The following is a 5,472-nucleotide window of genomic DNA, read 5'->3' on the forward strand; positions in this document are numbered from 1 at the left end:
TCTCGACTAATGTCGCTGGGATATGGTTTTCTCATTGAATAATTTTAACAAATTCTTTTTTTAAGTGCTAAAAAAGAATGAAATTAATACTGGATAGGCTCTCAGGATAAATCAAACAGGATCCATATGAGTAATGACATCAATCACCTGATGCTTCTTCATCACCAGATTTCTCGCATTCACTGAAATATCATGTCCTTGACGAACACTCAGATTTCCATCTACCTCAATATGTGCATCTACGATAATCATATCTCCCATTTTACGGGTCCGAATATTATGCACGCCTTGAATACCTTCAGTGGAAAGGAAAGTCTGTTCTATGGCCTGAATTTCATGTTCATCTGCCGCCCGGTCCATCAAATCACTTAATGCTTGCCAGCCAAATTCCCACCCCATTTTAATAATCATCAAACCGACCACAAGGGCAGCAATCGGGTCAAGAATAGGATAACCGAACAAGTTTCCTGCAATCCCGACCAGCACCACCAAAGATGAAGCGGCATCAGAACGGGCATGCCATGCATTCGCTACCAACATACTTGATTTGACTTTTTTGGCAACTTTCAGCATGTAACGAAACAATAATTCTTTGCCTACCAGGGCCAGCATGGCGATATACAAGGCCACTGACTGTACTTTCGGAATCTGTTCCGGATTGAGAATTTTATTGGTTGCCATGACCAGCATTCCAATGCCGACTCCCAACAAAAGCAAGCCTAGAATAAAAGAGGCTGCGTTTTCAAAGCGGTAATGACCAAAAGGATGATCGTCATCTGCCTCTTTTTTACTGTGATGGTTGGCAAACAGTACAATAAAATCAGCCACCAAATCACTGAGGGTATGAATACCGTCTGCAATCAGGCCTTGGGACTTGGCAAAAATCCCGACCACAATCTGAAAGATCGATAAAACCAGGTTAACCCCTACACTCACCCAAGTGGTTTTACTCGCTGCCTGAGCACGCTGTTCTGGACTAATTAAATCATCTTCATGGGTGTCATCGTCAAAATGCTGTACAGACATCGCTGCTCCAGTCGCTCAGTTCACTTGATTATTATCGATTATATATCAGTATGATGGGGTATGAGCTTTATCAAGCACGCATTTTTCTTCAACAAGGCATGCCAAGGTATTTGCAAGTAGAAAAGAGAGAAATAACCCCATTGTCCCAAACTACCTGAGTTCAACTTAATTTGAATGATGATTGAGTATGTTTTAAATGTCGATATTTTCAATATTCAAATAAAAAGGAATGTAATACGCTGAAAAAGACCGAGGTGATGAGTGCTATTGTTGTAATGATCTCTCCATTATAGGTTGTATTCTGCCAGATACAATTTGCAGCGTATCTTTGCTTTTCAGGACCATATACTGTTGCAATGCAAACGCATGAATAAGCTGTTGATACGTTAACAGACCATTGTTTCAGTCCTGATGATTATAACCGAGAATATTTTTTAGCCAACCTGTTTAAATTAAAACCTGATATCGATAATACTTTTAGATAATAATATGTGAAGGTTATCGCATTTTTGTTATAGTATTTAAATAAGGGTAATCATTCACATTTAGATCCAGTTTTACAAAATTTCGTTGAGAATCTATCCAAAATGCGCAATACAACTCTAGGGTGGCAAACTATATGAGTCAAACAGCGAGTTATTTAGATACTCAATCTATTTTTAATTTAATTGGGCAGCATGCTGAGTTAAGCCTCATATTTCAGATGGTCAGTGAATGGCTAGAAGCCCGGATACCAGATTCAATGGTCTCCATTATGTTGTACTCTGAAACAGAACAAACTTTAAATTTAATTAGTGGTAGCCAGCATTTTTCCAACCGATATATAGAAACGGTCTCTAATCTAAAAATAGGTCCACATGTGGGAGCATGTGGTGCGGCAGCTTTTCACCGCAAACTGGTGATTTGTGAAAATTTAGCGATTGACCCCAACTGGGAAGCTTTCCATAGCCTGATTCAAGAAGAGAATCTCAACGCGTGTTGGTCAATGCCGATTATTAATGCGCAGGGAACCCTCTATGGAACCTTTGCAACCTATTACCGTTCTCCCAAGTGTCCAAGCTCTACTCATATTAAACTGATTACTCATGCCGCGTCTTTAGTTGCCTTGAGTATGGACCTGCATGCAGAACGGCAACAGAGACTGGCGCTAAATGACAAATATCGGTCTTTCTTCACTTACCATCCCGATGCCATTTTTGAACATAATCCTGCAGGCATTATTCTGGATGTTAATCTTGCTTCTAAAGACCTCACCAAATTAAATCCGGAACAGACACGGGGCTTACATTTCTCAAAATTTATCTGTCCTAACTTTCAAGCTATAGTTCAAACTGCATTTGAACAGGCCTTGCAAGGCAACAGCCAACACCTGGAAATTCAGGCAAAGAATGCCTTGGGGGAATGTTACTGGCTAGACCTCACTTATTTACCTCTTCAACAAGCTCAGCAGGTGGTCGGTGTATTTGGGATCGCCCGTAATATTACCGAGCGGCATGAAACCGAAGAAATGTTACGTTTACTGAAACGTAGTGTCGATGCGAATCCTCATGGCATCGTGCTGACCAATGCTTCTGCACAGCATGCTATTGAATATGTTAATCCTGCTTTTGAAAGCCTGACCGGTTATAAAAAAGAAGAGGTGCTAGGTCAGAACTGTCGTTTTCTGCAAGGTCCTGATACCGACCCGAAGACAATTGATAAAATACGCAACGCACTTCAAGAACAGCAAGAAATCCAGATCACCCTAAAAAACTATCGTAAAGATGGCAGCTGGTTCTGGAATCAGCTGGTATTGGGGCCGGTTTTTGATGACAAAAATTTTTGCACCCATTTTATTGGAATTCAGCAAGATATTACCCAACAGCGGGCAAATAGCGAATATATCGCCCGTCAGCAGACCCACGATAGTCTAACCGGATTAATTAATCATCATACCTTTGAAGAAATACTGGATACGACCTTCCATTTGCACCATGACAATCACCGATCACTCATTGTCATGTATGTGGATCTAGATGGCTTCCAGCCTTTAAATCAAGGTTTGGGCCACTTCATTGGTGATCAACTTTTGATAGCTGTAGCCAATCGTCTGCGTCAGGTTATCCCAGAAGAGCATATCATTTCGCATTTTTCAGCAGATGAATTTGGCATACTGCTAAATAAATGTGATGATTTAAAACAGGTCGCTGTGCTTGCAGAGCAAGTCTTAAAAAGTCTATCCGCTCCATTTAATATTCATGGTCATAAAATCCATATTAGTGCAAGTATTGGCATTGCAGATGATGATCCTCAAATAGAAAAATCTAACGAATTGCTGCATCATGCCATAGATGCGATGAGTGAAGCGAAAAAAGAAGGGGGCAATACCTGGCATTGGTATGCTTTTAACTCTACGCGCATTCCGAAAATCGACTATGTGCTGATGCGCCATGAGTTAATGGTTGCCGTAGAAGAAAAACAATTCAGGTTAGTCTATCAACCGGTTATTGATGCTGACTCAGGACAATTAAAAAGTGTAGAAGCCTTGATTCGTTGGCAGCATCCGCAAAGAGGTTCCATCTCTCCAGCAGAGTTTATTCCATTTGCTGAAACAACCGGTCAAATTGTAGTGATTGGCCAATGGGTATTACAGCAAGCCTGCCAGGATATCGTCGATTGGAACAAGAAAAATGGCACTAATCTGAGTGTAGCTGTCAATCTTTCCCCGCTACAGTTTAAGCGCACCGGCTTTTTACATGACTTACAAGAAACCCTGGCAGATACCCAGTTGCAGCCCGAGTTGTTAAAAATTGAAGTTACCGAAACCATGTTAATCGCAGGTGCTGACCGTTCGTTAGAAATTTTAAAGGCTGTTCGTGACTTGGGCATCAAAGTCTCTGTCGATGACTTTGGCACAGGATACTCCAGCCTGAGTTATTTACGTACTTTACCTGTGGATGAGATAAAACTCGATCGCAGTTTTATTGAACATTTACCTCAAAATGAGAAAGATGGCGCGATTGTCGCTGCAATTATTGTCATGGCTCATCAACTTGGATTACAAGTGGTTGCTGAAGGCATAGAAACTCAAGCTCAGGCACAGTTTTTAAAAAACTATGATTGTGACCATTTTCAAGGTTACCATTTTGCTCACCCCGCTTCGCTTAGCGAGCTCAAGCTTAATTATAAACGGGTAGAATTGGTATAAAACTCAATACGCTCTCTCCGCCTAATAACAGATACAGTTGCGTCCGTTATTTTTAGCCTGATAAAGTTTATTATCAGCCATTTTAAAAACCTCGGTCACATCATCTGAGCTTTTAGGCCAAAAGGCAATTCCAACAGATATGGTAATAGGTTCGATAAAATTGAAGTTACTAGATTCGATTGTTTTTCTTAAACGTTCCGCAGCATTATAAGCAACCTTCGTATCTGAAGTCGTCATTAATACAATAAATTCCTCTCCTCCTATCCGACAACAGATGTCTTCATCCCTGAAATTATTTTTCATCAAGCTGGCCAGGGTTTTTAAAACGGCATCTCCTTGACCATGACCATAGCGATCATTCACCTGCTTAAAATAATCGATATCAATCGCTAGCACAGCAAAATCTCGTCCTAAGTTCATCATTTCTTTTAAGAAGATTTGCATCCCCCGCCGGTTATATAAACCGGTCAGTGGATCAGTATTCACATGTTGACGCAATTCAGCAATCTTCTCACTGAAGGTTTGCGAACTGAGTAACAATGAGGTTCTAAACTTTAAAACCTCAAAATACCAAGGATCAACTTGTTTAATGTTCTCCTGAATGTCAGGCTGATTGAGCATACTAGCCATTTTTGCCAAGCTATTTAACGGTGAAGAAATAAAGCGCGACATTCTCCAGACAATAATAAAAATAAAAATATAAAAAATTAAAATGCCGACTGAGACTTTTAAAAGAATAACGTTAGCCTGCCTAAACAACTCTTCCGTCGGTTGCTGGGAGACGACAATCCAGTTCACACTGGGAATGTAGGCAAAACCTGCCAAATTCTCGATTCCCCGACTATTGATTAACCGGACACTTCCCATGCGAGTACGGATCATATAATCCAGCCCGGTATTATTGATAATTTTTTCTCCGATTCTGCTCGGATCGGGATGAAAAATAATTCGATTATCCTGATCAATGACATACATATAACTTTTCTTAAAGTCATATTCGGTAGAAAGCATTTTCTGGATCAGATTATTTTTTTGTAAATAAATCGTGCCCCCCACCATGCCCTGATATTTTTTATTGCGGTCATAGATCGGTTGAGACAAGAGTACCACCAGATTATGTCTCACTGACCAATAAGGGGGAGAAATATAAATACTGAACCGTACCAGGTTTGTCGGAGACTTTTTATTTAAGTTAGGCCACCTGACCTAATGGGTTAATTTTATCATAGTACATTGCTTCAAAATCAAAAGGTGACACA

General features: G+C 40.3%; 2 protein-coding genes and 1 pseudogene. 1 reads left to right on the top strand and 2 read right to left on the bottom strand.

What is annotated here, in order from left to right:
- Nucleotides 1–111: 111 nt before the first annotated feature.
- On the bottom strand, nt 112–1,026 hold the full coding sequence (locus ACE01T_RS17090) for a cation diffusion facilitator family transporter (RefSeq protein WP_166171961.1): 915 nt from the start codon (nt 1,024–1,026) through the stop codon (nt 112–114).
- A 619-nt stretch (nt 1,027–1,645) separates the two neighbouring features.
- On the opposite strand from ACE01T_RS17090, the gene ACE01T_RS17095 reads away from it, so the two are divergent.
- Entirely contained in the window at nt 1,646–4,213 is a 2,568-nt protein-coding gene (locus ACE01T_RS17095; protein WP_395519753.1) for a bifunctional diguanylate cyclase/phosphodiesterase, read from the top strand.
- A 21-nt stretch (nt 4,214–4,234) separates the two neighbouring features.
- Here ACE01T_RS17095 and ACE01T_RS17100 read toward each other — a convergent pair.
- A pseudogene (locus ACE01T_RS17100) lies at nt 4,235–5,362 on the bottom strand (sensor domain-containing diguanylate cyclase); the annotation flags it as partial.
- Between the last annotated feature and the right edge of the window lie 110 nt (nt 5,363–5,472).

Origin of the sequence: Acinetobacter uliginosus, assembly GCF_044130295.1 — a bacterium.
Taxonomy (GTDB): domain Bacteria; phylum Pseudomonadota; class Gammaproteobacteria; order Pseudomonadales; family Moraxellaceae; genus Acinetobacter.

Coding starts and splice junctions, on each gene's coding strand:
- ACE01T_RS17090 (WP_166171961.1), bottom strand. CDS start 1,026: ATGTCTGTACAGCATTTTGACGATGACACCCATGAAGATGATTTAATT.
- ACE01T_RS17095 (WP_395519753.1), top strand. CDS start 1,646: ATGAGTCAAACAGCGAGTTATTTAGATACTCAATCTATTTTTAATTTA.